The sequence below is a fragment of the Sphaerisporangium cinnabarinum genome, from assembly GCF_055567015.1.
In genome coordinates, this window is the sequence record NZ_JBVHRG010000009.1 from 202,880 (window position 1) to 226,815 (window position 23,936).

Consider the following 23,936-nt stretch of genomic DNA (forward strand, 5'->3'; position numbering starts at 1 on the left):
GGGTGGACGTAGCGGTGGTGGGGGCGACGGGCGACGTCGGCCGGCAGGTGTGCACGCAGATCGTCGAGCGGCGGGTGCTCCCGCCGACGGCGCGGCTCCAGCTCGTCGGCCGGGCAGGCGGGGCGTCGGGGCGCGCCGTGCACGGGCTGCGCGCCGACCTCGTCGACGCGTACGACGAGCACGCGCCGCTCCTCGACGTCGCGCACTCGCCCGACGACGTGACCGCCGACGTCATCGTCGTCGCCGCCGGCCTCACTCCCCCGGCCCGCACGGGCGCCGACCCCGACCGGCGCGTGCTCGCCGCGACGAACGGCGCGGTGCTCGCCGAGTACGCGGACGCGATCGCGCGGCACGGCTCGGGCCACGAGGTCGTGATCGTCGTGACGAACCCCGTGGAGCTCGGGGTCGCGGTCATGGCGGAACGGCTCGGGCGGCACCGTGTGCTCGGCATGGGGGCCTGGCTCGACACGCTGCGGTTCCGGCGCGAGATCGCGGTCGAGCTGGGCGTGCGGCGGCACCGGGTCGGCGGGTTCGTGGGGGGCCAGCACGGCGAGGACGCCGTCCCGCTGTGGTCGACCGTCCGGGTGAGCGGGCTCGACGCCGACGAGCGGGCCCGCGCCGTCGCCGCGCTACGCCGCGGCCGCACGCTCGGCGCCCTGCCCGGCGAGATCGCCGCGGCGAAGGACGAGCTCGCGCGCGTCGCGAGCCAGGACATGGGCGCCGCGTTCGAGCTCATCGACACCTGGCCCGCCGACCTGCGGCTCGTCACGCGACCCTGGATGACCCACCAGTCCGGCGCGAAGACCCCCGCGGGCACCGCGAGCGCGACCGTCGACCTCCTCGAGGTGATCCTCGACGGCCGCGAGATCGTCGTCGCGGGGCAGGTCGCGCTCGACGGCGAGCTCGACGGACGGCTTCCCTCGGACGACGGCGTGCCGTCGCGCGGCGTCCTCGGCGTCCCGGTCGTGCTCGGCCCGGGCGGGTGGACGCGCGTCCTGCTCGACGAGCTGCCCGACGACGAAGCGCGCCGGCTCGTGCAGGCGGCCGGGGGGATCGATCGCCTGGTGTCGGCGAGCGCGGCGTCGGCGAGCGCGGGGTCGCCCGCGGGCGGTACGGCGAGCGCGGCGGCGGGTGCGGAGGGTTCGTCGGGCGCGGCGGGCACGCAGGTCGGGACGGCTGGCGTCCCGGGCACGACCGGGACGACGGTCGCGGAGCGCGTGCCGACCCCGGCCGGTGCGGAGCGCGACTGGGTCGCGACCGTGCACGGTCTGGACCAGCCGGGCACGCTCACCGCGCTCACCGGGGTGTTCTCGACGCGCGGCGTGAGCTTCGACTCGCTCGCCACCGGGCCGGTGGACGGCGACGGCCGGGCCGGGCGGATCGTCGTGTCGTTCCGCGCGACGCCCCGCCGCACGCGGGCCCTGGAGCGCGCGGTCCGGCGACTCGCGACGGTGCGCTCCGTCGTCGTCGAGCCCGCGGGAGGCGACGCCGGGCGTCCCTGACCGCGCCCCGGGGTGCCCGTGCCGCGCACGCCGGGACCGTGACGAGCGGTGTCGTCCCGGGGCGCGTACCGTCGATGGGACCGAGTCCGCAGTCAGGGGGGACCGTGCCCGAATCCCAGTACCAGGTGCTCGTGATCGAGGACGACCTCGACGCCGCCGAGTTCCTGAGGATCGCGCTCGAGCGTCACGGCGGCATGCACGTCGACACGGTCGAGACCGCCGAGGGAGCCGTCGAGGCGCTGCGACGGCAGTCGTACGACGTCCTCGTCAGCGACATCCAGCTGCCCGGCCGTTCCGGGCTCGAGGTCCTGCCCGAGCTCCGGGCGATCGACCCGGCGGTGCGCGTCATGATCGTCACCGCGTACCCGACCGTGGACCACGCGATCGGTGCGCTGCGCGAGTCGGCGGACGACTTCCTCGTCAAGCCGGTGACAGCCGCCGAGGTCGTCCGCCGCGCCACCGAGCTCGCGCAGCGGACCCGGGCGGCCCGCACCTCCTCCCGGCAGCGGGTGCTCGCCGTCGGAGCGCACCCGGACGACGTCGAGATCGGGGTGGGTGCCACGCTCGCCGCGCACGCCGCCGCCGGGGACGAGATCGTGACGCTCGTCCTCTCCGGCGGTGCGGTCGGCGGCGAGACCTCGGCCCGCCGCTCGGAGGCGGCCGCCGCGGCCGCGGTCGTCGGTGCGCGCCTCGTGCACCTCGACTTCCCCGACACGCGGCTGGACCCCGCCGCGGGGATGATCACCGCGATCGAGGAGGTCGTCCGGGAGGTCCGCCCGACGCGGATCTACACCCACGGGATCCACGACCGCCACCAGGACCACCGCGCCGTGCACGAGGCGGTCCAGGTCGCTGCGCGGGAGGTCCCGGGGCTCTGGTGCTTCCAGAGCCCGTCCTCGACCGTCGAGTTCGCGCCGAACCGCTTCGTCGACGTCGACGGGTTCGTCGACACCAAGCTGAGCATGCTCGCCGCCTTCGCGTCCCAGAGCCACCGGGAGTACATGCAGCCCGACGTGGTGCGTGCGACCGCGCGGTACTGGGCCAGGTTCAGCCCCGCCCGCGACGCCGAGCCGTTGGAGACGGTCCGGGCCAGCGAGACCCTCGTCCGCGGGGAGGTCGTCCAGGCGGCTCCCGCGGTCGACGGGCAGGGGGCGGACGCCGGGCACGGCTCCGGCGGGCGGTGAGCAGACCGACCGAGCTCGGTGAGAGGTACCCGGTCCTCCGCCTGGGCTGGGCGGACGAGGACGCCGTCGCGCTGCGCCAGGTGCCCATCACGCTCTCCGTGGTGGTCGCCGCGGCCTCGCTGTGGTGGATGGTGGAGCCCGCCCGTCCGGGTCTGCTGGTCGCGGCGGTCGTGCTCTCCGTCGGCGTCCTCGTGGTCGCCGCGCTCGGCCGGTGGGACACGTGGCCCGTCTCATGGCGCTTCGCCTGCTCGCTCGCGCAGATGCTCGCGATCGGCCTGCTCGACGTCGGGGCGGGCCTCCAGGCGGTGACCCTCGACATCCTCCTCGTCCTCCCCCTCGCGAGCCTGGCGCTCCGTCCGGGCTCGGCCGGTCCCGCGGTCGGGCTCGCGGGCGCGGGTCTGGTCCTCCTCGTGCCGGTCGTCGTGGACACCGGCCGGATCCAGCCCGTCCTGCACGCGGTCGTCACCTTCTCGATCCTCGCGACGCTCGCGCTCGGCATCCACGGCATGGTGACGCTCGCGCGCGGCCAGGCCGTCCAGCTGGCCGCCGCCCGCGACGCCCTCGACGCGTCGTCACGACGTCTGCGCGACTCGCGGGACACGCTCGCGAGCATCCTCGCCGCCGCTACCGAGCAGGCCTTCCTGGCCACCGACGACGCGGGCACGGTGGTCTCCGCCAACACCGGCGCCGAACGTCTCCTCGGGACGGCGGCGAGCACGCTCGTGGGGACGGACGTCGTCCGCCTCCTCGGCGGAGGATCGGCCGCGGCGGGCGAGGCGGGCGACCAGGAGGGGGGCACGCCGTCGGCGCTCGCGGAGATCGTCGGGGCCGCCGCGCACGGCGGCACCGAGGTGCACGAGCGCGACCACACCCTGCCGGACGGTACGAGTCGTCGGCTCGAGGTGGTCGTGACCCGCAGGCCCGCCCTCTCGGGGCCGGCGCCGGAGCTCCCGCCGGGCTACCTGTTCGTGGCGACCGACGTGACGCGCCGCCACGAGGACGAGCAGGAGCAGGACGCGTTCATCGGCCTCGTCAGCCACGAGCTGCGCACGCCGCTCGCCTCGATCCTCGGGTACGTCGACCTGCTCCGGATGCGGCCCGAGAGCCTGGACGACGAGCAGCAGCGCTATCTCCAGGTCGTGGAGCGCAACGCGCACCAGCTCCAGGCCCTGGTGGAGGACCTGCTCACCAGCGCCCAGGTGGTCTCCGGGACGTTCGCCCTGGTACCGATGGAGCTGGACGTGGTGGAGGTGGTCCGGGAGGCCGTGGCGTCCACCGCACCGGTCGCGGCCCGTGCCGGGGTCGCGATCGTCGAGGACGGGGACGCCGAGGTCCGCCTGCTCTCCGACGCGCAGCGGCTGGGCCAGGTGGTCGAGAACCTGCTCACGAACGCCGTGAAGCACAGCACGCGGGGCGGCCAGGTGCGGGTGAGCGTCACCGCCGAGCCCGCGCAGGATGCCGCCCGGTGCGTCCGCGTCCGGGTCGTCGACCACGGCACCGGCATCCCGGCGGATGAGCTCGCGCGCCTGACCGAGCGCTTCTACCGGACCCGGGAGACCGTCCGTCGGCGGGTCCGGGGCGTCGGTCTCGGCCTGTCGCTCGTGCAGACGATCGTCGACGCGCACGGGGGGAGCCTGTCCATCGCCAGCGAACCGGGGGTCGGGACCGAGGTGGACGTGCTCCTGCCCGACCTCTCACCGGACCAGGACGAGCCCTAGGCCGGTTCTTCGCTCGCGTCGGGGCGCCACACGGACGCGAGCGCGGTCCAGTACGCGTCGCCCATGAGGGAGTACGGGGTCACGTTGACCGAGCGCACCCCGTTCGTCGCGGCGAAGGAGACGCCCTCCGCCATCGTCTCCGGCTCGATGTTGCGGCCGCGCCCCGCCCAGAGGCCGACGGAGATCGTGATGCGCGACGTGTCGTATCCCGCCGCAGCGAGCGCTGCGGTGAGCGCCTCGACGCTGTCGGCCTCGTGTCCCGAGTTCTGGAAGTAGGCCCAGACGGTCAGCCGGTCGACGGCGGACAGCAGGACGCCGTAGTCGTGGCCGCTGGACGGGACGCCCTGCGCGAGGTCGTCCCAGTCCACGCGTACCTCCATGGAGAGGGCGATCGACGCGCCGTCGCCGTCCCCGACCTCGTCGAGGCCGGCCCGCATCCGCGCGAGGAGCCCGGCGAGCACGTCGGACCGCCAGGACCCCAGCTCCGGCGCGTCCTCCTGGACCGCGCCGGACTCGTCGCGCGGCCAGTCCTCCGCGCCGGTCATCTCGCGGTAGAGCGCGAGATCGTCCTCGCCGAACGTGTAGCCGTCGAGGAAGAGCTCGGTCACGGAGATGTACGCGGGCTCGTACCGCTCGCCCAGCGCGACGACGTAGGCGACCAGGCGGTCACCGACGGGCCCGGTCGCGAGAGCGCTCGCGGAGGCCTGGTAGGTCGCCGTCTCACCGCTCGTGCTCCGGCCGGCGAGGGAGGGGTCCTGCTCGAGCCACCGCGGGACGAACGCGTCCACGATCAGGCCGAACTCGCGCTGCGCGCCGTCGGAGGTCCGGGCCAGGGCGCGCGCCGCCGTCGAGAGGTGGTCGGTACCCGGCTCGGCGGCGGCCTCCGGGTAGGCGGCCCAGTCGAACGCGGTGAACTCCACCCGTCCGGCGTTGAGCTCCACGGCGTTCGCCCCGGCGGAGTCGAGGTGCTGGTCGACCGCTCCCCAGTCGGTGCCCGGGTCGGTCACCACACCGAAGTCGATGCTGACGGACCGTACGTCGTCGGGCGGGGGCGTGGACCGCATGGGCGGCAGGGACTCCTTCCACGGGCTTGCGAGGAGCACCGCCGCGACGACGACGGCGACGAGGGGCACGACGATCAGCGCGACCCAGGGTCGTCGACCGCGCCGAGCCCGCGCACCGACACCGTGCCGGTCCTCTCGAGCTTGTCCCATCGTCCCTCCGCGTCCGTCGTCTCCCGGCGTGCCGCCTCCAGCATGACCAGTGTCATGAGCGAGGAGTAGACGGGCCACAGCGGGACCGTCCACAGATATCGAAGATCGCCGGGTGCGTGGTCGAGCACGACCGCGAGGAGCAGCAGCCCCAGGGACAGGGGCAGCCCGAGGAACAGCGCCCACTCCCACCACGACGGAGGCAGCCAGCCCGTGCCCTCGACGGCGACGAGGACGGAGAGGGCGAGGAACGCGAGCACCTGGAGGAACGGTCCCGCCACCTGCGACACGGTGTTGTAGAGCAGGTACGCCCCGAAGCGCCCGTACCGGAGGTTGCCGATCATCCGCCGGTGCAGCGCCGACACCTGGAGCAGGCCGCGCGCCCACCGCACCCGCTGTCGCCAGAGGCCGCGGACCGTCGAGGGCGACTCGGCGTAGACCACGGCGTCCGGCGCGAACGTCACCCCGTAGCCGGCGGCGTGCACCCGCCAGGTGAGCTCGAGGTCCTCTGCCAGGGTGTCCGTCCGGAGGGGCCCCGTGCGTTCGAGCACCTCGCGCCGGAACGCGCCCACGTTCCCCGACACGACGGGGAGGCAGCCGAGCACGTCGAGCGCGCGGCGCATGAGCCCGGTGCCGACGTGGCTGACGAGGGCGAGGAACCGCGTCAGCACCCGATCGAGGTTCACCGGGCGGTCGTTCCCGCACACCGCGCCGACGCGGGCGTCGCGGAACCCGCGCAGCAGCCGGGTGATCGTGTCGGGCCGGAAGACGCCGTCGGCGTCGACCAGGAGGACGACCTCGCCCCGCGCGAGGGCGATGCCACGGTTGAGGGCGGCGCCCTTGCCGGCGTTCTCCTGCCGCACCGCGTGCACGCGCGCGTGCCGCTCGGACAGCCTGAGCATCCTGTCGAAGGTGTCGTCGCGGGACCCGTCGTCGACGCACAGGATCTCGAAGCGCGGGTAGTCGCTGCGCAGGAGCGACCGCACGCAGTTGTCGATGACGACCGCCTCGTCGAAGGCGGGGACCACGACGGAGACCAGAGGAGGCTCCGCCCAGGACGGGCCGAGCCCGGCGGGGCCGGGTGCCGCGCGTCGGTGGCGGTGCTCGAAGGCGAGCGCGAACGGCACGAGGGCGAGGCGGACGAGCCCCACGACGAGGAGCGTCGATCCGACCACGAGCGCGAGCGCGGTGAGGACTCCGGTCAGGGCGGCCGGCATGCCTTCAGACCGGCCACTCGCGGAGCACGGCGTCGAGCAGCTCCGGTGCGGACTCGGACACCGCCCCGAAGCGCGCGTTGACCTCCAGGACGACCGGTGTCCCGTCCGCGAGCCGCCGGACGTCCATGTCGAGAGGACCGACGAGCCCGAGCGCCAGGGTCGTGGCCCGTGCCACGGCGGCGACGTCCGCGGCCGCGCTCTCCTCGAGGCGCGTCACCGTCGTGGCGTTGCCGACGCGTCCCTCCTTGCGGCCGGTCTTCTCCAGGACGACGACCTGCGTCTCCCCGGTCGACGGCGACCGGAACACCTGCGGGCAGTACTCCCGCCCCGGCGCGAACCCCTGGACGATCCACGACGCGTCGAGAGCGGCCCATGCCGGGTCGTCCGCGGTCTCCACGACGTGGACGCCACGCCCGCCCCGCGCGACACGCGGCTTGACGACGACCGGACCCGCCGCCCAGTCGAGCGCGTCCGCCGCGGAGGGCAGGGCGTCGGCCCCGGCGTGCGGCGGGACGCCGACGCCCTGGCGGTCGAGCGCGAGCATCGTGAGGAGCTTGTCGCCGGCGACGGCCGTCGGGCCGGGCGGCGACACCACGACGTCGCGGGTCAGGCCCGCGGCACCGGCGAGGACGGCGAGGTGCGCCAGCTCCTCGGAGACGGACGGGACGACGAGGACGTCTCCGTGCCGGCGCACGAGCGCCAGGGTCGCGCCGTCGTAGGCGGGGTCTCCCGCCGCCGGGACGGCCTCCACGGTCGCGAACCCCGGGACGGCACGTGGCGCCAGGTCCACCCCGACGGCGTGCACCTCCGGTCGTCGCGCGAGCTGAGCCCCGAGCGCCCGCCCGGCCGGCCCTGCGGCCCCGGTGACGATGATCGTGCGCGTGTCCCCCATCGTCCGAATGTACGGCGGCCTCCTGGGGTCCGCAGGGCCGGGGGCACCGGGTACGCGGGAGCGAGGGCGGTGTGCCCGCTACGATGAGGCCACAACTCCATGCTTGACCGGCGGTGCCGTCCTTCGGGCGCGGTGCCGGCCGGGCCGCCAGAACCGCGACGGGAGAGTCCGTCGCCCCGGTCCCCGGACCGCGGCGACGGCGCCGAAGGAGCAAGTCCTCCCCGGGAATCTCTCAGGCCCACGTACCGTCGAGGCGAGGCAACTCTGGAAAGCGGCCGTGCTGGGGCGCCCTCGAGGCGTCGCGCGCGGCCCACCGACGGTGCAAGTCGGCGCGCCCCGGCCCTCGTGGCACGGCGGACCGGCAAAACTCTCAGGTCGACGCGTGCGTCCGATGACAGAGCGGGGAGGGACCCGCCGTCGTCCCCTCCCCCGGAGGTCCCCGTGACCCAGCCGTCCCTCGACCGCACCTCCCCGCTCGACGCCGCCTCCGGCGCGTTCGCGCCGCGCCACCTCGGCCCGCGCGGCCGCGAGGTGCAGGTCATGCTCGACCAGCTCGGCCACGCCTCGCTCGACGCGCTGGTCGACGCCGCCGTGCCCGCGGCGATCCGCACCGAGCGCCCGCTCGACCTGCCTGCGGCGCGCACCGAGACGGAGGTGCTCGACCACCTGCGCGCGCTCGCCGCGAAGAACGTCGTGAAGACGCAGATGATCGGGCTCGGCTACTACGGCACCGTCACTCCCCCGGTGATCCGTCGCAACGTCCTCGAGTCCCCCGCCTGGTACACGGCGTACACGCCGTACCAGCCCGAGATCTCGCAGGGCCGCCTGGAGGCGCTGCTCAACTTCCAGCAGGTCGTCGAGGACCTGACGGGTCTCGACGTCGCGAACGCGTCGCTGCTCGACGAGGCGACCGCGGTCGCGGAGGCCGTCGCCCTCATGTGGCGGGCGTCGCGCGCGAAGGGCGGCTACGTGGTGCTCGACGCCGACCTCTTCCCGCAGACGCTCGCCGTCACCCAGGGCCGGGCCCGGGCGGTCGGCCTGCCCGTCGTCGTCGCGGACCTGTCGGACGGCCTGGAGGCCGGGCTCGCCGCCGCCCGCGCGGCGGGCGCGTTCCCGACCGGGCTGGACGACGACGCGCACCTCGTGGGCGTCGTCGTCCAGCAGTCGGGCGCGTCGGGCCGCGTCGTGGACTGGCGGCCCGTGGTCGCGGAGGCCAAGGACGCGGGCGCGCTCGTCACCGTGGCGAGCGACCTGCTCGCGCTGACGCTGCTCGTCTCCCCCGGCGAGCTCGGCGCCGACGTGGCGGTGGGCTCGGCCCAGCGGTTCGGCGTCCCGTTGTTCTACGGGGGCCCTCACGCGGCGTTCATGGCCGTGCGCAAGGGTCTGGAGCGCTCGCTCCCCGGCCGTCTCGTGGGCGTCTCGATCGACGCCGACGGCGCCACCGCCTACCGCCTCGCGCTCCAGACGCGCGAGCAGCACATCCGGCGCGAGAAGGCGACGAGCAACATCTGCACGGCGCAGGCCCTCCTCGCGATCGTCGCCTCGATGTACGCGGTCTACCACGGGCCCGACGGCCTCCGCGCCATCGCCGAGCGCACGCACGCGCACGCCGTGACCCTCGCGGAGCGCCTCCGGGCCGCGGGCGTCGCCGTCGAGCACGACACCTTCTTCGACACCGTCCGCGCCGTCGTCCCGGGCCGCGCCACCGCCGTCGTCGAGGCCGCCGCCACCGCCGGCATCAACCTGTACAACCCCGATGCAGATCATGTACAGATCGCCTGCGACGAGACCACCACCCCCGCGACCGTCGACACCGTGCTGAGGTCGTTCGGCGTGGACGCCGCTGGAGGCCCGAGCGCCGAGGGCGCCCCCGTGGCCGGGTCCGGCCACGACCTCCCGACCTGGGCGACCCGGACGACGGCGTACCTCCAGCACCCGATCTTCCGCCTGCACCGGTCCGAGACGTCGATGCTGCGCTACCTGCGCCGTCTCGCGGACAAGGACCTCGCGCTGGACCGCACGATGATCCCCCTGGGCTCGTGCACGATGAAGCTCAACGCGACGGCGGAGATGGAGGCCATCTCCTGGCCGGGGTTCGCGGACCTGCACCCGTTCGTGCCGGCCGACCAGGCGCGCGGCTACGAGGAGCTGATCGGCGGCCTCGAGTCGGCGCTGGCGGAGATCACGGGTTACGCGGCCGTCTCGGTGCAGCCGAACGCGGGGTCGCAGGGCGAGTTCGCGGGCCTGCTGGCTATCCGCGAGTACCACGTGTCGCGCGGCGACGTGGAGCGCGACGTGTGCCTGATCCCCGCGTCGGCGCACGGGACGAACGCGGCGTCGGCGGCGCTGGCGGGGCTGAAGGTCGAGGTCGTGCGGACCGCGGAGAGCGGCGAGGTGGACCTGGCCGACCTGCGCGCGAAGCTGGCCGACCACGGACCGCGGGTCGCGGCGATCATGATCACGTACCCGTCGACGCACGGCGTCTTCGAGGAGCACGTCCGCGAGGTCTGCGACCTCGTACACGAGGTGGGTGGTCAGGTGTACATCGATGGTGCGAACCTCAACGCGCTCGTCGGGCTCGCACGCCCGGGGGAGTTCGGGGGCGACGTCTCGCACCTGAACCTGCACAAGACGTTCTGCATCCCGCACGGCGGGGGAGGGCCGGGAGTCGGCCCCGTCGCGGTTGCCGCGCACCTCGTGCCGTTCCTCCCGGGCGACCCGCTGGCTCCCGGAAAGGACCCCGCCACCGGCACCCCGGTCTCGGCGACGCGGTACGGGTCGGCCGGGATCCTGCCGATCTCGTACGCGTACGTCGCGCTCATGGGCCCGGACGGTCTGACGGAGGCGACGAAGACGGCGGTGCTCACGGCGAACTACGTCGCGAGCCGTCTCGCCGACCACTACCCGGTGCTGTACACGGGGCCGAACGGCCTCGTCGCGCACGAGTGCATCCTCGACCTGCGCCCGATCACCGCGGAGACGGGCGTGACGGCGGAGGACGTGGCGAAGCGGCTCATGGACTACGGGTTCCACGCCCCGACGCTCTCGTTCCCCGTGGCGGGCACGCTCATGGTGGAGCCGACGGAGAGCGAGGACCTCGCGGAGCTCGACCGGTTCGTCGACGCGCTCGTCGCGATCCGCGGCGAGATCGACGCCGTCTCCTCCGGCCGCTGGAGCGTCGAGGAGTCGCCGCTGCGCGGCGCCCCGCACACCGCGGCGGCGCTCGTGGCGGAGGACTGGGACAAGCCGTACTCGCGCGAGCTCGCGGCGTACCCGGTCGCGAGCCTGCGCGCCGGGAAGTACTGGCCGCCGGTGCGCCGCATCGACGGTGCGCGGGGCGACCGCAACCTGGTGTGCTCGTGCCCGCCCCTGGAGTCCTACGTGACGGGAGACCTCGCATGACCGAGCAGCAGACCGGGACGACCGAGAGCGCGGAGCGTCGCAGCCCGCTGCACGACGAGCACGTCGCGCTCGGCGCGAACCTCACGAGCTTCGGCGGGTGGCTGATGCCGCTGCGGTACACGTCCGACCTCGCGGAGCACCGCGCCGTCCGCGAGGCGGCCGGCCTGTTCGACCTCTCCCACATGGGCGAGATCGAGGTCGCGGGACCGCAGGCCGCGGCCGCGCTGGACCACGCGCTCGTCGGGAACCTCTCCGCGGTCGCTCCCGGCCGGGCGCGCTACACGATGATCTGCCAGGAGGACGGCGCGGTCCTCGACGACCTCGTCGTGTACCGCCTCGCGGACGAGCGGTTCCTCGTGGTCGCGAACGCGGGGAACGCCGACCTCGTCGCGCGCGAGCTCGTCGCGCGGGCCGCGGGCTTCGACGCGACGGTCACCGACCAGGGGGCGAGCACGGCGCTCGTCGCGGTCCAGGGGCCGCGCGCGGAGGAGATCGTCGCGGGCCTCACGGACCCGGCCGACCCGGCCGCCGTCGAGACCGTGCGCGACCTCCGGTACTACGCGGCCGCACCGCTCGTCCTGCGGACCGACGACGGAGCGGTGGATGCCCTCGTGGCCCGCACCGGGTACACGGGGGAGGACGGCTTCGAGCTGTTCGTGCCCGCGGACCGCGCCGCCGACCTGTGGCGCACCGTGCTCGCCGCGGGTACGCCGCTCGGCCTCGTCCCGGCGGGACTGTCCGCGCGCGACTCGCTGCGCCTGGAGGCGGGGATGCCGCTGTACGGGCACGAGCTCGACACCACGACCACGCCGTACGAGGCGGGGCTCGGTCGCGTCGTGAAGCTCGACAAGGTCGACGGCGACGGCGCGCCGCTCGAGTTCGTCGGCCGGGCCGCGCTCGCCGCGCGCCGGGAGTCTCCGCCCGCGCGCGTGCTCGTCGGGCTCGAGGGTCTGGGGCGACGGCCCGCGCGGGCGGGCTACGCCGTCGTGCTGCCGGGCGACGGCGTCGACGCCGGGGGAGCGGTGGGGGAGTCCGCGCGCCGCGTGGGCACGGTGACGTCCGGCGCCCCGTCGCCGACGCTCGGCCACCCGATCGCCCTGGCGTACGTCACGCCCGAGCTGTCGGCGGAGGGCACCGAGCTCGCCGTCGACGTGCGCGGCCGGGCCGAGCCCGTGGTCGTCGTGCCGCTCCCGTTCTACCGTCGTCCCCAGCAGTCCTGACCGCCCCGTCGTCCCGAAGGAGAACCCCATGACCGAGGCCCAGTTCCCGGCGCACCTGCAGTACACGGCCGAGCACGAGTGGATCGACGGCTCGACCCCCGCCGTCGTCGGGATCACCGCGACGGCTGCCGAGGCGCTCGGCGACATCGTCTACCTGGAGCTGCCCGAGGTGGGCGCCGAGGTGACGGCCGGGAGCGTCATCGGCGAGGTCGAGTCGACCAAGTCCGTGTCGGAGCTCTTCTCGCCCGTCACGGGCACGATCGTCGAGGTGAACCAGGCGGCGGTCGACGACCCGGCCGTCGTGAACTCGGACCCGTACACCGACGGCTGGCTGTTCAAGGTCGACGTCGTCGACACGGGCGACCTGCTCACCGCCGACCAGTACGCGGCGCACGTCGGCAGCTGACGACCGGGCCGGGGCGGCGCGGACCGCCCCGGCACAGGGTCGGCGGAACGGTCAGCGGAACGTCGTCGCGTAGTACGTCTGCTGGTCGACGGTCTCGACCTCGACGTCCTGCGTCCGCTCGAGGTGGCGGCGCAGGTTGTCCGCGAACCGCAGCGAGTCGTCGTTGAACCGCGACACGTCGTAGGCGCACACCACGCGGTTCTCCGCGAGGTGCGCGACGAGCGCGTCGATCATGTCCATGAACGTCCGGCTCGCCCGACGGCCCGGGTGGGCGAGCGTGAAGCCGATGTACCAGACGGCGCCGCGCGCGGCGTGCTCGGGGTAGCGCGCCGCGAAGAACTCCGGGCTCACCCACGGGACCGCCGCGAGGTCGGTCGCGAGCGTCGTCAGCCCGACGGCCGCGCCGTCGTCGTCGTGCGCGAGGAGCTTGAGCACCCGCGGGTCGCTCATCTCCTCGTCGAACTCCTCGCGGTGCAGCACGTGCCGGGCCGCCGCGCGCGTGCGCAGCGGCTCGAACGCCTCGAGGTACAGCTCCCAGAACCGGTCGGCGAGCTCGCCGTCCACGGTCTGCTCGAACGTCACCGCGGCGCGCCCCGCGCCGGCGCGCGTCGGCGCCGTCACCGGGTCTCCCCGTCCCAGCCCTCGCGGCGGTACGCGGCGACGACGACGGAGCACACGGGCAGCGACTCGCAGCGCACCCCGGCGACCCGGCGACCGGCCGGGTGGAACCGGTTGCCGCGCGTCGCGGCCAGGTCCTCGAGGCTGAGCGTGAGGTCCAGCTCGAGCTGCTCGTGCGACGGCGCCTCGTGCTCCACGAAGAGACCGGCACCGCTGTCGTCGTCGCGCAGCGACCACGCCACGCCGGCCCACGCCTCGTGACCGGGCATCACGGCGTGCGCCTCGGCGTACACGCAGTAGAGGAGGTCGCCGTGCCCGCCGTACCCCTCCTCGAGACGGTCCACCTCGACCACGCGGGACCCGGGCGGCACGACGGAGCTCAGCCGGACGAGGTTGAAGTCGCCGACGCCGGCGTCCGTGAGCGCCGCGTCGAACGCGGAGAGCTCGGTCCTCCCCGTGCCCGTCCCGTGGCTCACGTAGATGATGGGTCCCGCGGTCATGTGTTCTCCGTCCCTGAGGCTCTCGCCCCGTCGTCGTGCGCCGTGCCCCAGCGGCCCGCGGCCGTGTCCAGGAGGTCGAGCACGGGTTCCAGCAGCTTCTCGGGGGCGGTGCTCCCCTTGCGCAGGTAGACGGTATCTCCCAGCCGGAGGTCCGCACGCTGGTGCGCGTCGAGGCGCGCCCCGCTGTAGATGACGAGCGGGACCCGGCTCAGGCGGCCGTCCTGGCGGAGCGCGTCGACGACCTCGCGGCCCGCACCGTCGGGCAGCGTGAGGTCGAGCACGACGAGCGCCGGTTCCTCGCCGCCCGCGAGAACCTGCAGCGCCTCGCGGACGCTGCGCGCCAGCGTGACGACGAGGCCCGCCCCCTGCAGGACGGTGCGCACGACCTCCCCGACCTCCGGGTCGTCCTCGACGACGAGCACGTGCTCGTGGTGCGGGCGCAGGCTGACGACCTCCCTGACGGTGCGCTCGAGCTCCGCGGGCGCGACCGGCTTCACGAGCCAGCGGTCGGCGAGGGACGCCGTCGCCACGGACTTCGAGGGCTGCGAGCCCGAGACGATGACGACGGGCACGTTCGCCGTCGCGGCGCTCCGGCGCACCCGGTCGATCACGTCCTGCCCGTCGCGCCCCGGCATCGCGAGGTCGAGCACGACGGCGGCGGGCCGGGCGGCCTCGATGGCCGCGAAGGCGAGCGTGCCGTCGGTCACCCCCACGACGTCGTACCCGCGCGACTCCAGGACCGCGCGCAGCACGTCGACGACGTACGCGTCGTCGTCGACCACCACGACCCGGGGGCGCGGGTCGCCGGGCGCCGTCGCGGGCACCTCGTCGACCGTGCCGAGGACCGGCTCGGGCCGGGGGAGCGTCGCGCGGAAGGTCGCGCCCGTGCCCTCGCCGCGGCTCTCGGCCCAGATGCGGCCCCCGTGGCGCTCCACGATGCTCTGCGAGATCGCGAGCCCGAGCCCGCTGCCCCCGCGCTCGCGCGAGTCCGACGCGTCGACCTGCTCGAAGCGCCGGAACACCGTCTCGAGCTTGTCCGGGGGGATGCCGCGTCCCTCGTCTTCGACGCGGAGCTCGACCATGTCCCCGGCGGAGCGCGCGGACACGCGGACCGTCCCACCCGGCGGGGAGAACTTCACGGCGTTGCTCAGCAGGTTGGTCAGCATCTGCACGACGCGTTCCCCGTCGACGGCGACGACCTCGTCGGTGTGCTCCTGCACGATCTCGACGCCGGCGTCGCGCGCGAGCAGCCCGACGGGCTCCGCGGCCGTCGAGACGAGGTCGGCCACGCGGTGCTCGGCCCGCTCGAGCGGCGTCGTGCCCGAGTCCATGCGCTCGATGTCGAGGATGTCGTCCACGATCCGGTTGAGGCGGTCGCTGCTCGACCGCGCGACGTGCACCATGCGCGCCGAGCGCTCGGGGAGCGTGCCCAGGGCGCCGCTGTCGAGCAGGCCGAGCGCGCCGCGGATCGCGGTGAGCGGCGTGCGCAGCTCGTGGCTCACGACGGACACGAACTCGTCCTTGAGCCGCTCGACCTCCCGCCGGTCCGTGATGTCGCGGAACACGACGACGGCGCCCAGCGTGCGGCCGTCGTCCTTGAGCGGGCTCGCCGTGACCTCGACGGCCACCTCGGAGCCGTCCTCGCGGAGGTAGACGTCCTGCTCGGCGACCGCCGTGATGCCGTCGCGCACGGCCTCCCGGATGTAGCAGGAGTCCGGGGGATAGGGGTTGCCGTCCGCGTCCGGCGCGTGGAAGAGCGCGTGCGCGTCCCGGCCGATGAGCGAGTCCTGGCTCGCGCCGAGCGTGCGGGACGCCGCCGCGTTGACGAAGGTCACGCGGCCGTCGGGGTCGACGCCGTAGATGCCGTCCGCCACGGACTCGAGCGTCCGGGCGCGCTCCCCGGCGAGCGCACGGAGCTGGGACGTGCGCTCCTCGACCCGCCGCTCGAGGCCGTGCAGCAGCGACTCGTTGTCGGCGACGACGAGGATCTGCCGCGCGACGACCGCGAGCAGCACGACGACCCAGAGCGCGTTCGGCGCCCACGTGAAGCCCGTCGAGGACTGCACGACCCGGATCAGGGCCGCCGCGAGGAACAGGCAGAACGTCACGGTCGTGCCGAGGATCGCGGACCCCTGCGCGCGCTCGTCGGCCACCGGGCTGCCGCTCGCCGCCCGGTGCCGCGCCGCGAGCGCGATCATGAGGTACCCGCCGACCCAGCCGACGTCGATCGGGCTGCCGAACGTGAACGTGCCGTCGGCGGAGAGCAGGGCGAACGCGACGTCGGCCACGGCGTAGAGCACGAACCCGCTGCCCACGAGCACGAGGGGCACCCGCTCGGAGGCGGTCGAACGGGTCATCACGAGGACGGCGAAGGTCGCGAGCAGCGCGTCCACCACCGGGAGCGTGTACGCCGTGACGGCCGTCGTGCCGGTCGGCGCGGCCTCGGCGGAGCGGAGCGTCACCGCGTAGAGCGCGATGTACAGCACCGAGCCGCCGACGACGACGCTGTCGAGCAGCATCCGCCCGATCTCCTTGCCGCGCGGGCGCACGGTGGGGAAGAACGCGAGCCCGACGATGCCGAGGAGCAGCGCGGCGATGTAGGCGTAGTCGCCCGTCGAGGGGTTGTCGACCAGGCCCGCCCAGACGTTCCCGACGAGACCGACCACGCCGCCGAGCGCGAGCAGGCTCCACGCCCGACGCCGTCGGCCCGTCGAGCGTGCCGCGCGCCACCCGCAGCTCGCTGCGGCGATCGCCCCGGCGCTCATGATCGAGGTCTGCGAGACCGTGCGTCGCGTCTCGGCGTCGAGCGGGCTCGCGAGGACGAGGACGAGGAGCACGAGGAGGACGCCGACCACCCAGCACCAGAGGACGAAGGGGTCGTGCGTCCGCTCCGTCGGTCCCCGCTGCCCCACCATGCGTCGAGCGTAGGTGACCGCCCGTCGGTGCGCGCTGCCGGGCGCGGGCTTCTCGGCTAGCGTCGGGACGATGGACGCGGAAGGGCAGAAGAGGCGGCGCGTGGTCGTCATCGACGACGACCCGTCGATCCGCGAGGTCGTCGAGCTCGCGCTCGACGTGGTGGGCGGCTACGAGGTCCACGTCGCGGCCGACGGCGACGAGGGCGCGGCGCTCGCGGAGCGGGTGCGGCCCGACGCGATCGTCCTCGACGTGATGATGCCCGTCGTGGACGGGCCCACCGTGCTCGCGCGCCTGCGGACCCGCCCCGCGCTGCGGGACGTGCCGGTCGTCTTCCTCACCGCCAAGGTCGGCGCCGGGGAGATCTCGCGGCTCGACGGCCTGGGCGCGGCCGGCGTCATCACGAAGCCGTTCGACGCCCTCGACCTCGCCGCCCGGCTCGGATCCCTCCTCGGGTGGACGCCGTGACGGCCGGACCCGACGGTCGCGCCGAGGACCGGCTCGACGCCGCGCTCGTCGTGCTGCGGGGGCGGGCGCGGGCCCGGAACGCGGCCCGGGTCGACGAGGCGGCCCGCCTCCTGGGCCACGGACCGGACGGGACGGGCGCTCCCACGCCCGAGGCCGTCCTCGAGGCCGCGGCGCTGTGCCACGCCGTCGCCGGGTCGGCCGGGACGTTCGGTGACGACGACACCACCGCGGCGGCGCGCGCGCTGGAGACGGCGCTCCGCGCGGGCGACCTCGCCGCGGTCCCGGCACGACTCCGGAGCCTGCACGCGCTGACCGACGGCGCCCGGGACGGCTCGGACCCGGAGTCTTGAGCAAATCTTGAGGTTCTCCTGCGGCGGACGTGGGATTCCCCCGAGGACCGACCACCAGTGTGGTGGGTGCCGAGGGGACCGTCCCCCGGACTGGCAGGGGGTACACCCATGATCGACACCGTGACGTCGCCCGACCGCCCGACCCGAGGCGAGACCCGCGCACCCCGCGTCCCGACGCCGACCTACCTCACGTCGGGCCCGCAGGCGAGCATCGACGCCGCCATGGCAGCGCTGAGCGACACCGTCGAGCGCACGCTGCAGGAGGACCTCGCCCAGGGAATGCTCCCGACGGTCGAGCAGATGAGCGTGAGCGTCGTGACCCGTTCGACGGGTTCCCTCGAGGACTACACGGCGGTCGCGCTGCTGCTGCTCTCGTACCAGCACCTCGTCTGACCTGCACCGACGCCGCTCCGGCGGCACCTTCGTCCCGGGCTGGACGAACGTCCTGAAACTCGTCGCGAGAAGTCGCGTCATGAAACGACTCCTGTCCCATCCCTTCATGTAGCACCAACCGGAACTCGCCACGTGGGGATGACGTGACCGGAGAGCATCTGGAGGAGAACATGAGCACCATCGAGCTGGTCCGCCCCATGGCGGCCCCGTCGGAGCGGATCGCCACACCGATCGCTCCGCTGACCCGCCGGGAGCGGGTCGTCCTGTCGAACCTGTCTGAGGACGTCACGCTCGAGCAGATCGCCACCAAGCTCTTCGTCACGCGCAACACGGTCAAGTCGCAGGTCCGCAGCCTCTACCGCAAGCTCGGCGTCTCGACCCGTGCCGAGGCCGTGGCCTGGGCGCGGGCGGCCGGACTGCGCTGACGAGCGGCTCCGCAGCCGTCGCAGGCCGCGGTCGCGGTCGTGTCACCCGCGCGTCACGACGCCGTGCGACACTCCGCGTATGACTCTGCGCAGACTGGTGGTGGCCGCGGCGATCGTCGACGATCTCGTCGCCCCGCGGCTCCTGCTCAGCGCGCGCCGGTCCCGTCCGTCGCACCTCGCGGGCCGCTGGGAGTTCCCCGGGGGCAAGGTCGACCCCGGTGAGACCCCGACCGAGGCGCTGCACCGCGAGCTCCGCGAGGAGCTCGGCGTGGCCGTGGAGCTCGGCGACGAGATCGTGGGTCCCGACCACGGGTCCTGGATCATCACCGACCGCCACGTGATGCGCCTGTGGTTCGCGCGGGTCACCGCGGGCGAGCCCCAGCCGCTCGTCGAGCACGACGAGCTGACGTGGCTCGACGCCGGGAGCTGGCTCGACGTGCCGTGGCTCGACGCCGACGTGCGCATCGTCGAGGAGCTCGCGCGCCAGGTGGCCCCCGAGGCGGTCTGACCGCCAGCCGCTCGGGGCGAGCGCGGTCGCCCGCGCGACGACCGCCCCCGGCAGCCCCGGCCGTCGACGGTCACTCCGCCGCTCCTCCCGCACCCCGCCACGCCTTCCGCGCGCGCCCTGCGTCGTGCCTGGCTACGGTCGCGACGTGAGCCGATTCACCGCTCGGGCGCGCCGCGCGCTGCGCGACCTCGGGGACCGCCTGCCGCCCGGGGTCGCCGTCGTGCTCGGCGGCGCCGCCACCGTGCTGGGCGCCGCCGTCGTGCTGCGGCCGTTCGCGTCGCTCGCCGTCCTCGTCGTCGCGGTCGTCGCCGCGCTCGCCGTCCTCGGCGTCGCCGAGCTCGTCGGCGAGCTCGCCGGCGAGGGCGGTGCGCCCCCGGACGCGCGCGGCGCCCGCGCCCTGCGCGTCGTGCGCGGGGTGCTGTTCCTCGCGCTCGCGGTCGCGGTGCTCGTGTGGCCCGCGCCGACGATCGCGGTCGTCGCGGTGCTCGTGGGCGTCGGCCTGGTCGTCGCCGGGCTCCTCGACGTGGTCGACGGCGTCCGGTCGTCGGGCACGGACCGCTGGGTCCGCGTGGCGGTGGGTGCGGCGTCCGTGCTGCTCGGCGGGCTCGCGCTCGTCTGGCCGGACGTGACCGTGCTCGTCGTCGCCGTGGTGCTGGGAGTGCGCCTCGTGCTGCTCGGCGTGCGGCTGCTCGTCGACGGGGTGCGCCGTGCGCGGGCCGCACGTCGTGCGCCCGACCCCGCCGCCGCGTCGTCGGGCCGGTCCCGGTCGGGGCGCCGCGGGCCGGCCGCGCTCGTCGGCGCGGTGCTCGCGTTCGTCGCGGCCGCGGGGCTCACGGGCGTGAGCGTCGCGGTGCAGCGGGCCGCGCCGCACGCCGACGCGTTCTACGACGAGCCCGACGCGGTGCCCGACGAGGCCGGCAGGCTGCTGCGGGCCGAGCCGTTCACGCGGCAGATCCCGGACGGCGCGACCGCCTGGCGCATCCTCTACACGACGACGCTCGACGAGGGGGAGCCCACCGTCGCGAGCGGCCTCGTCGTCGTGCCCGACGGCGTCGGCGCGGACGGCGGGGCGCCGCCGCCCGTCGTCGCGTGGGCGCACGGGACCACCGGCTTCGCGCGCGGGTGCGCGCCGTCGGTGCTCGACGAGCCGTTCGAGTCCGGCGCGTTCTTCCTGCTCGACGACGTGCTCGCGCGCGGGTGGGCTCTCGTCGCCACCGACTACGCCGGGCTCGGCACGGCAGGGCCGCACCCGTACCTCGTCGGCCAGGGCGAGGCGCGCTCCGTGCTCGACGCCGTGCGCGCGGCCCGCGCGCTCGACGACGCGACGCTGGGCGAGCAGACCGTCGTCTGGGGTCACTCCCAGGGCGGGCACGCCGCCCTGTGGACGGGCGCCGTCGCGCCCGCGTACGCGCCCGACGTGCCGCTCGCCGGCGTCGCCGCGCTCGCCCCGGCGAGCGACCTCGTCGGGATGGTGTCGCACCTGGAGAACGTGGCCGGGGGGAGCGTGTTCGCGTCGTACGTCGTCGCGGCGTACGACGCGGCCTACCCGGACGCCGACGCGTTCGCCGCCGTGCGCCCGGGGGCACGCCTCGTCGTGCACGAGATGGCGTCCCGCTGCCTGTCCGAGCCGGGTGCGCTCGTCTCCGTCGCCGAGGCGCTGTCCATGGACCAGCCGCTGTGGACGACGGACCCGACGGACGGCGCCCTCGGGGAGCGGCTCGCCGGGAACGTCCCGACGGGTGCGGTCGAGGCGCCGCTGCTCGTCGCGCAGGGGGCGTCGGACCCGCTGGTCCTCCCGGGCACGCAGGACGCGTACGTGGGGGAGCGCTGCGCGGCCGGGCGGCCGGTCGACTACCGCACGTACGAGGGGCGGGACCACGTCGGCCTCGTCCAGGCGGACTCGCCGCTCGCCCCCGACCTCGTGCGGTGGACCGAGGCACGGCTCGCGGGAGAGCCGCCGACGCCGACCTGCGCCACCGGCTGACGCGACGCGGCAGCGCCCCGGCGTCGCGCGATCCGCTCGGGGCGGACGGCGGCGCGTCAGGCGTGCTCGGCGTCCTCGGGCGAGGTGTCGGTCGGGTGCGTGCGTCCCGGGGTGCCCGGGTCCTGGTGCGGGCCCGTGTGCGTGTCCGTGTGCCTGTCCGAGGCCGTCGCGTCGGGGGCCGGGTCCGCACGGGCCGCGCCCGCGCGCGCCCGGAGCAGGCTCGCGACGTCGGCGAGCGTGCTGCCCACGGCCCGCGGAGCGCGGTCGGGCCGCAGGTAGCGCTCGTCGTCGTCCGGGGTGACCGCTGCCGGGCGAGGTGGCGCGGTCGGCTCGACCCCCGGCGAGGCGCCGGGCACGGCTCCCGGCTCCGGGAGGCCCTGCACCACGCGACCGCCGCCGGCCCGCCAGGCCAGCGTCGCGTCGACGAGGCGCCGGTACACGCCCGCGTCGAGCGGGTCGCGCAGCCACGCGTCGGCCGCCTCGGCGACGTGCCGCGCGAGGCGCCCGTCCTGGTCCGTCACGTCGTCTCCCGGTGGGTGGTCTGCCGTCGTCCGGTCCCATCCTCGCGTGCCACGACCGCACCTGCTTGCGAGCGCGCGGTCGCGGCGTGACGGTGGCGTGCGGAGGTGGTCACCGTGGCCGACACGTTCCCCCGGATCGCCCAGGTCGTGCTCGACACGACCGACGCCCGCGCGCTCGCGGAGTTCTACCGCGGCCTGTTCGGGCTCGGGTACCGCCCCGGCGACGAGCCGCCCGCCGCGGGCGAGCCCGAGCCCGACGGCGCGGACTGGCTCGTGCTGCGCGCCGCCCCGGGCGGGGTCCAGCTCGCGTTCCAGCAGGTCGGGGCGCTCCCGCCCTCGACGTGGCCCGACGACGGCGTGCCGCAGCAGCTCCACCTCGACTGCACCGTGCCCGACGTCGCGGAGCTCGACCGGCAGCACGACCGCGCCCTCGCGCTCGGGGCGCGTCTGCTGCTCGACCGGTCCGACGACCCGGACGAACCGCTGCGCGTCTACGCCGACCCGTCCGGCCACCCGTTCTGCCTCTTCGTGGGCTGACGCGCGCGCTCGCCACCCGTCGCCGGGCGCGGGATCATGCCTGCATGACCGCGACCCCGCTGACCACGGCCGAGCTCACCGACGTCTACACCGACCTTCACCGGCACCCCGAGCTCGCGTTCGCCGAGCACCGGACCGCCGGGATCGTCGCCGAGCGGCTGCGCGGCTGGGGCTACGACGTGCACGAGGGCCTCGGCGGGACCGGCGTCGCGGGCGTCCTCGCGAACGGCGACGGGCCGCGCGTCCTGCTGCGCGCCGACATGGACGGGCTCCCCGTCACCGAGCGCACCGGCCTGCCCTACGCCTCCACGGACACCGCGACCACGCCCGACGGCCACGAGTCCGGCACCATGCACGCGTGCGGCCACGACGTGCACGTGACGTGCCTGCTCGGCGCCGCGGCCGAGCTCGCCGCGCACCGCGACACGTGGTCGGGCACGCTCGTCGTCGTCTTCCAGCCCGCCGAGGAGGTCGGCGGGGGAGCGCGGGCGATGGTCGCGGACGGCCTGTTCGACCGGACCGGCGGGCGGCCCGACGTCGTCCTGGGACAGCACGTCATGCCCCTGCCCGTGGGCGTCGTCAACCTCACGGCCGGGCCGGCGATGGCCGCGACCGACTCGTTCCGCGTCACCCTGCACGGCAGGGGCGGCCACGGCTCCAGCCCCGAGTCGACCGTCGACCCCGTCGTCATGGCGGCCGCGACGGTCATGCGGCTCCAGGGCGTGGTGTCGCGCGAGGTCGGGGCCCGGGAGTCCGCGGTCGTGACCGTCGGGGCCCTGCGGGCCGGGACGCAGGCCAACATCATCCCGGGGTCGGCGGAGCTGCTCGTCAACGTCCGGTCCTTCACGCCGACCGTCCGCCGCCGCGTGCTCGACGCGATCCACCGCATCGTCGACGCCGAGGCCGCGGCGTCCGGGGCGCCCCAGGCGCCGGAGTACGAGGAGGTCTCGACGTTCGACCTCATGGTCAACGCCCCCGCCGCCACCGAGCGCACCCGGGCCGTCCTCGCCCGCACGCTCGACGAGCAGCACGACCGCATCACGGCCGCGGGCGGGCGGGCCGCCGTCGTGTCGCTGCCGCCGCTGCCCGGGTCCGAGGACGTCGGCGACCTCGCCACCGCCGCCGGCGTGCCGCTCGTCTACTGGAACCTCGGCGGGTTCGACCCCGCGCTGTTCGCCGCGTTCGACCTGTCCACCGCGACGGGCATGGGCAACCTGCCCGACGGCGTCGCCCCGAACCACTCCCCGTACTTCGCGCCCGTCCCCGAGCCGACGCTCGACCTGGGCGTCGCGCTCCTCGTCGCCGCGGCGCGCGACTGGCTGCGCGCCGTGTGACGTCGTCGCGCGCGACCGGGGTGTGCGCCCGCGGGGCAGCGGCTCCACCGGGATGAACCCGGGCTCTACCTCGGCGGACCGGGGCTCTACCTCGGCGGACCGGGGCTCTACCTCGTGCGGTGGGGAGCCCCTTCGGTGTCCGGTGGGCCCGGGGGTGCGTCGTCGTCGGGGTCAGGCGGACTTCTCGCGCGGGGTGCGTGCGCGGGCGGTCGTGGTGCGCGGCACGATCGTGGGATTGACGTTGTCCAGCACGACCTCGCGCGTGATCACGACCCGCTCCACGTCATCACGCGACGGCACGTCGAACATCACCTGCTGCAACACCTCCTCCATGATCGCGCGCAACCCCCGCGCCCCCGTCCCACGCAACAACGCCTGCTCCGCGACCGCCTCGACCGCACCCTCGGTGAACTCCAGCTCCACCCCGTCGATCGCGAACATCCGCTGATACTGCTTCACCAACGCATTCCTGGGCTGGGTCAGGATCCGCACCAACGCCTCGCGGTCCAACGCCGCCACCGACGCGATCACCGGCAGGCGCCCGATGAACTCCGGGATCAACCCGAACCGGTGCAGATCCTCCGGACGCACCTGCGCGAACAGGTCCTCCCCCGCACCCGTCTCGATCGGCGC

At 75.1% G+C, this 23,936-nt stretch carries 22 protein-coding genes and 1 riboswitch; of the genes, 14 read left to right on the forward strand and 8 right to left on the reverse strand.

Annotated elements, in window-relative coordinates; translation table 11 throughout:
• Positions 1–2: 2 nt before the first annotated feature.
• The 3 genes from ACZ4MO_RS14365 (at position 3) to ACZ4MO_RS14375 (ending at position 4,404) form a co-directional block, all read left to right on the forward strand.
• A complete protein-coding gene (locus ACZ4MO_RS14365; RefSeq protein WP_074804108.1) occupies positions 3–1,502 on the forward strand; it encodes a lactate/malate family dehydrogenase in 1,500 nt (499 codons plus the stop codon).
• A 104-nt stretch (positions 1,503–1,606) separates the two neighbouring features.
• Positions 1,607–2,686: a PIG-L family deacetylase gene (locus ACZ4MO_RS14370; protein WP_074804112.1), complete on the forward strand. Its 1,080-nt coding sequence runs from the start codon at positions 1,607–1,609 to the stop codon at positions 2,684–2,686.
• Entirely contained in the window at positions 2,683–4,404 is a 1,722-nt protein-coding gene (locus tag ACZ4MO_RS14375) for a sensor histidine kinase (protein WP_074804115.1), read from the forward strand. The genes ACZ4MO_RS14370 and ACZ4MO_RS14375 overlap by 4 nt, the downstream gene beginning before the upstream one ends.
• Here the strand turns inward: ACZ4MO_RS14375 and ACZ4MO_RS14380 are convergent.
• The 3 genes from ACZ4MO_RS14380 to ACZ4MO_RS14390 are packed head-to-tail and all read right to left on the reverse strand — an operon-like array spanning position 4,401 to position 7,724.
• Complete coding sequence (locus ACZ4MO_RS14380; RefSeq protein ID WP_175009387.1) at positions 4,401–5,537, reverse strand: hypothetical protein; 1,137 nt, start codon at positions 5,535–5,537, stop codon at positions 4,401–4,403. The two genes, ACZ4MO_RS14375 and ACZ4MO_RS14380, sit on opposite strands and share 4 nt — an antisense overlap.
• 5 nt (positions 5,538–5,542) lie before the next feature.
• Complete coding sequence (locus ACZ4MO_RS14385) at positions 5,543–6,832, reverse strand: glycosyltransferase family 2 protein (protein WP_074804119.1); 1,290 nt, start codon at positions 6,830–6,832, stop codon at positions 5,543–5,545.
• A gap of 4 nt (positions 6,833–6,836) precedes the next feature.
• Positions 6,837–7,724: an ATP-grasp domain-containing protein gene (locus ACZ4MO_RS14390; RefSeq protein ID WP_175009386.1), complete on the reverse strand. Its 888-nt coding sequence runs from the start codon at positions 7,722–7,724 to the stop codon at positions 6,837–6,839.
• A gap of 149 nt (positions 7,725–7,873) precedes the next feature.
• Positions 7,874–7,982: riboswitch (glycine riboswitch) on the forward strand.
• A 183-nt stretch (positions 7,983–8,165) separates the two neighbouring features.
• Between ACZ4MO_RS14390 and gcvP the strand changes: the two genes are divergently transcribed.
• The 3 genes from gcvP to gcvH are packed head-to-tail and all read left to right on the forward strand — an operon-like array spanning position 8,166 to position 12,752.
• A complete protein-coding gene (gene gcvP, locus ACZ4MO_RS14395; RefSeq protein ID WP_175009385.1) occupies positions 8,166–11,126 on the forward strand; it encodes an aminomethyl-transferring glycine dehydrogenase in 2,961 nt (986 codons plus the stop codon).
• Positions 11,123–12,346, forward strand: a complete 1,224-nt coding sequence (gcvT, locus tag ACZ4MO_RS14400) for a glycine cleavage system aminomethyltransferase GcvT (protein WP_171467165.1) — start codon at positions 11,123–11,125, stop codon at positions 12,344–12,346. The genes gcvP and gcvT overlap by 4 nt, the downstream gene beginning before the upstream one ends.
• Before the next feature lie 28 nt (positions 12,347–12,374).
• On the forward strand, positions 12,375–12,752 hold the full coding sequence (gene gcvH / locus ACZ4MO_RS14405) for a glycine cleavage system protein GcvH (protein ID WP_021483687.1): 378 nt from the start codon (positions 12,375–12,377) through the stop codon (positions 12,750–12,752).
• A 51-nt stretch (positions 12,753–12,803) separates the two neighbouring features.
• On the opposite strand, the gene ACZ4MO_RS14410 is transcribed toward gcvH, so the two are convergent.
• The 3 genes from ACZ4MO_RS14410 to ACZ4MO_RS14420 are packed head-to-tail and all read right to left on the reverse strand — an operon-like array spanning position 12,804 to position 16,785.
• A complete protein-coding gene (locus ACZ4MO_RS14410; RefSeq protein ID WP_074804131.1) occupies positions 12,804–13,373 on the reverse strand; it encodes a hypothetical protein in 570 nt (189 codons plus the stop codon).
• Positions 13,370–13,870 carry a pyruvoyl-dependent arginine decarboxylase gene (locus ACZ4MO_RS14415; protein WP_043653117.1) on the reverse strand — a complete coding sequence of 167 codons (501 nt, stop codon included), beginning with the start codon at positions 13,868–13,870 and terminating at the stop codon, positions 13,370–13,372. Before ACZ4MO_RS14415 ends, ACZ4MO_RS14410 begins: the two co-directional genes overlap by 4 nt.
• Positions 13,867–16,785 (reverse strand): response regulator, encoded by a 2,919-nt coding sequence (locus tag ACZ4MO_RS14420; protein WP_186810459.1) that lies wholly within the window; start codon positions 16,783–16,785, stop codon positions 13,867–13,869. The genes ACZ4MO_RS14415 and ACZ4MO_RS14420 overlap by 4 nt, the downstream gene beginning before the upstream one ends.
• Positions 16,786–16,855: 70 nt before the next feature.
• Between ACZ4MO_RS14420 and ACZ4MO_RS14425 the strand changes: the two genes are divergently transcribed.
• The 6 genes from ACZ4MO_RS14425 to ACZ4MO_RS14450 all read left to right on the forward strand — a co-directional run bounded on the left by ACZ4MO_RS14425 (position 16,856) and on the right by ACZ4MO_RS14450 (position 20,911).
• Positions 16,856–17,251, forward strand: coding sequence for a response regulator (locus tag ACZ4MO_RS14425; RefSeq protein WP_108050842.1), 396 nt, complete (start codon positions 16,856–16,858; stop codon positions 17,249–17,251).
• The gene (locus ACZ4MO_RS14430) at positions 17,248–17,601 is read left to right on the forward strand and encodes an Hpt domain-containing protein (protein WP_167405808.1); all 354 of its coding nucleotides are present in this window, start codon (positions 17,248–17,250) and stop codon (positions 17,599–17,601) included. The genes ACZ4MO_RS14425 and ACZ4MO_RS14430 overlap by 4 nt, the downstream gene beginning before the upstream one ends.
• Before the next feature lie 108 nt (positions 17,602–17,709).
• Positions 17,710–17,994, forward strand: coding sequence for a hypothetical protein (locus ACZ4MO_RS14435; RefSeq protein WP_108050838.1), 285 nt, complete (start codon positions 17,710–17,712; stop codon positions 17,992–17,994).
• Positions 17,995–18,164: 170 nt separating this feature from the next.
• Positions 18,165–18,419, forward strand: coding sequence for a helix-turn-helix domain-containing protein (locus ACZ4MO_RS14440; RefSeq protein WP_021483476.1), 255 nt, complete (start codon positions 18,165–18,167; stop codon positions 18,417–18,419).
• Positions 18,420–18,498: 79 nt separating this feature from the next.
• Complete coding sequence (locus ACZ4MO_RS14445) at positions 18,499–18,927, forward strand: NUDIX domain-containing protein (RefSeq protein WP_175009382.1); 429 nt, start codon at positions 18,499–18,501, stop codon at positions 18,925–18,927.
• Positions 18,928–19,072: 145 nt separating this feature from the next.
• The gene (locus ACZ4MO_RS14450) at positions 19,073–20,911 is read left to right on the forward strand and encodes a lipase family protein (RefSeq protein WP_186810458.1); all 1,839 of its coding nucleotides are present in this window, start codon (positions 19,073–19,075) and stop codon (positions 20,909–20,911) included.
• Between the two features lie 56 nt (positions 20,912–20,967).
• Here ACZ4MO_RS14450 and ACZ4MO_RS14455 read toward each other — a convergent pair whose 3' ends face one another.
• Positions 20,968–21,432, reverse strand: coding sequence for a hypothetical protein (locus ACZ4MO_RS14455; RefSeq protein ID WP_175009380.1), 465 nt, complete (start codon positions 21,430–21,432; stop codon positions 20,968–20,970).
• 114 nt (positions 21,433–21,546) lie between these two features.
• Between ACZ4MO_RS14455 and ACZ4MO_RS14460 the strand changes: the two genes are divergently transcribed.
• Both ACZ4MO_RS14460 and ACZ4MO_RS14465 read left to right on the forward strand, forming a co-directional pair.
• Positions 21,547–21,969: a VOC family protein gene (locus tag ACZ4MO_RS14460; protein ID WP_175009379.1), complete on the forward strand. Its 423-nt coding sequence runs from the start codon at positions 21,547–21,549 to the stop codon at positions 21,967–21,969.
• Positions 21,970–22,013: 44 nt separating this feature from the next.
• On the forward strand, positions 22,014–23,303 hold the full coding sequence (locus ACZ4MO_RS14465) for an amidohydrolase (RefSeq protein WP_175009378.1): 1,290 nt from the start codon (positions 22,014–22,016) through the stop codon (positions 23,301–23,303).
• Positions 23,304–23,474: 171 nt separating this feature from the next.
• On the opposite strand, the gene ACZ4MO_RS14470 is transcribed toward ACZ4MO_RS14465, so the two are convergent.
• Positions 23,475–23,936, reverse strand: a 462-nt coding sequence (locus ACZ4MO_RS14470) for a ClpB D2-like domain containing protein (protein WP_499279122.1), incomplete at its 5' end; no start/stop codon positions are given.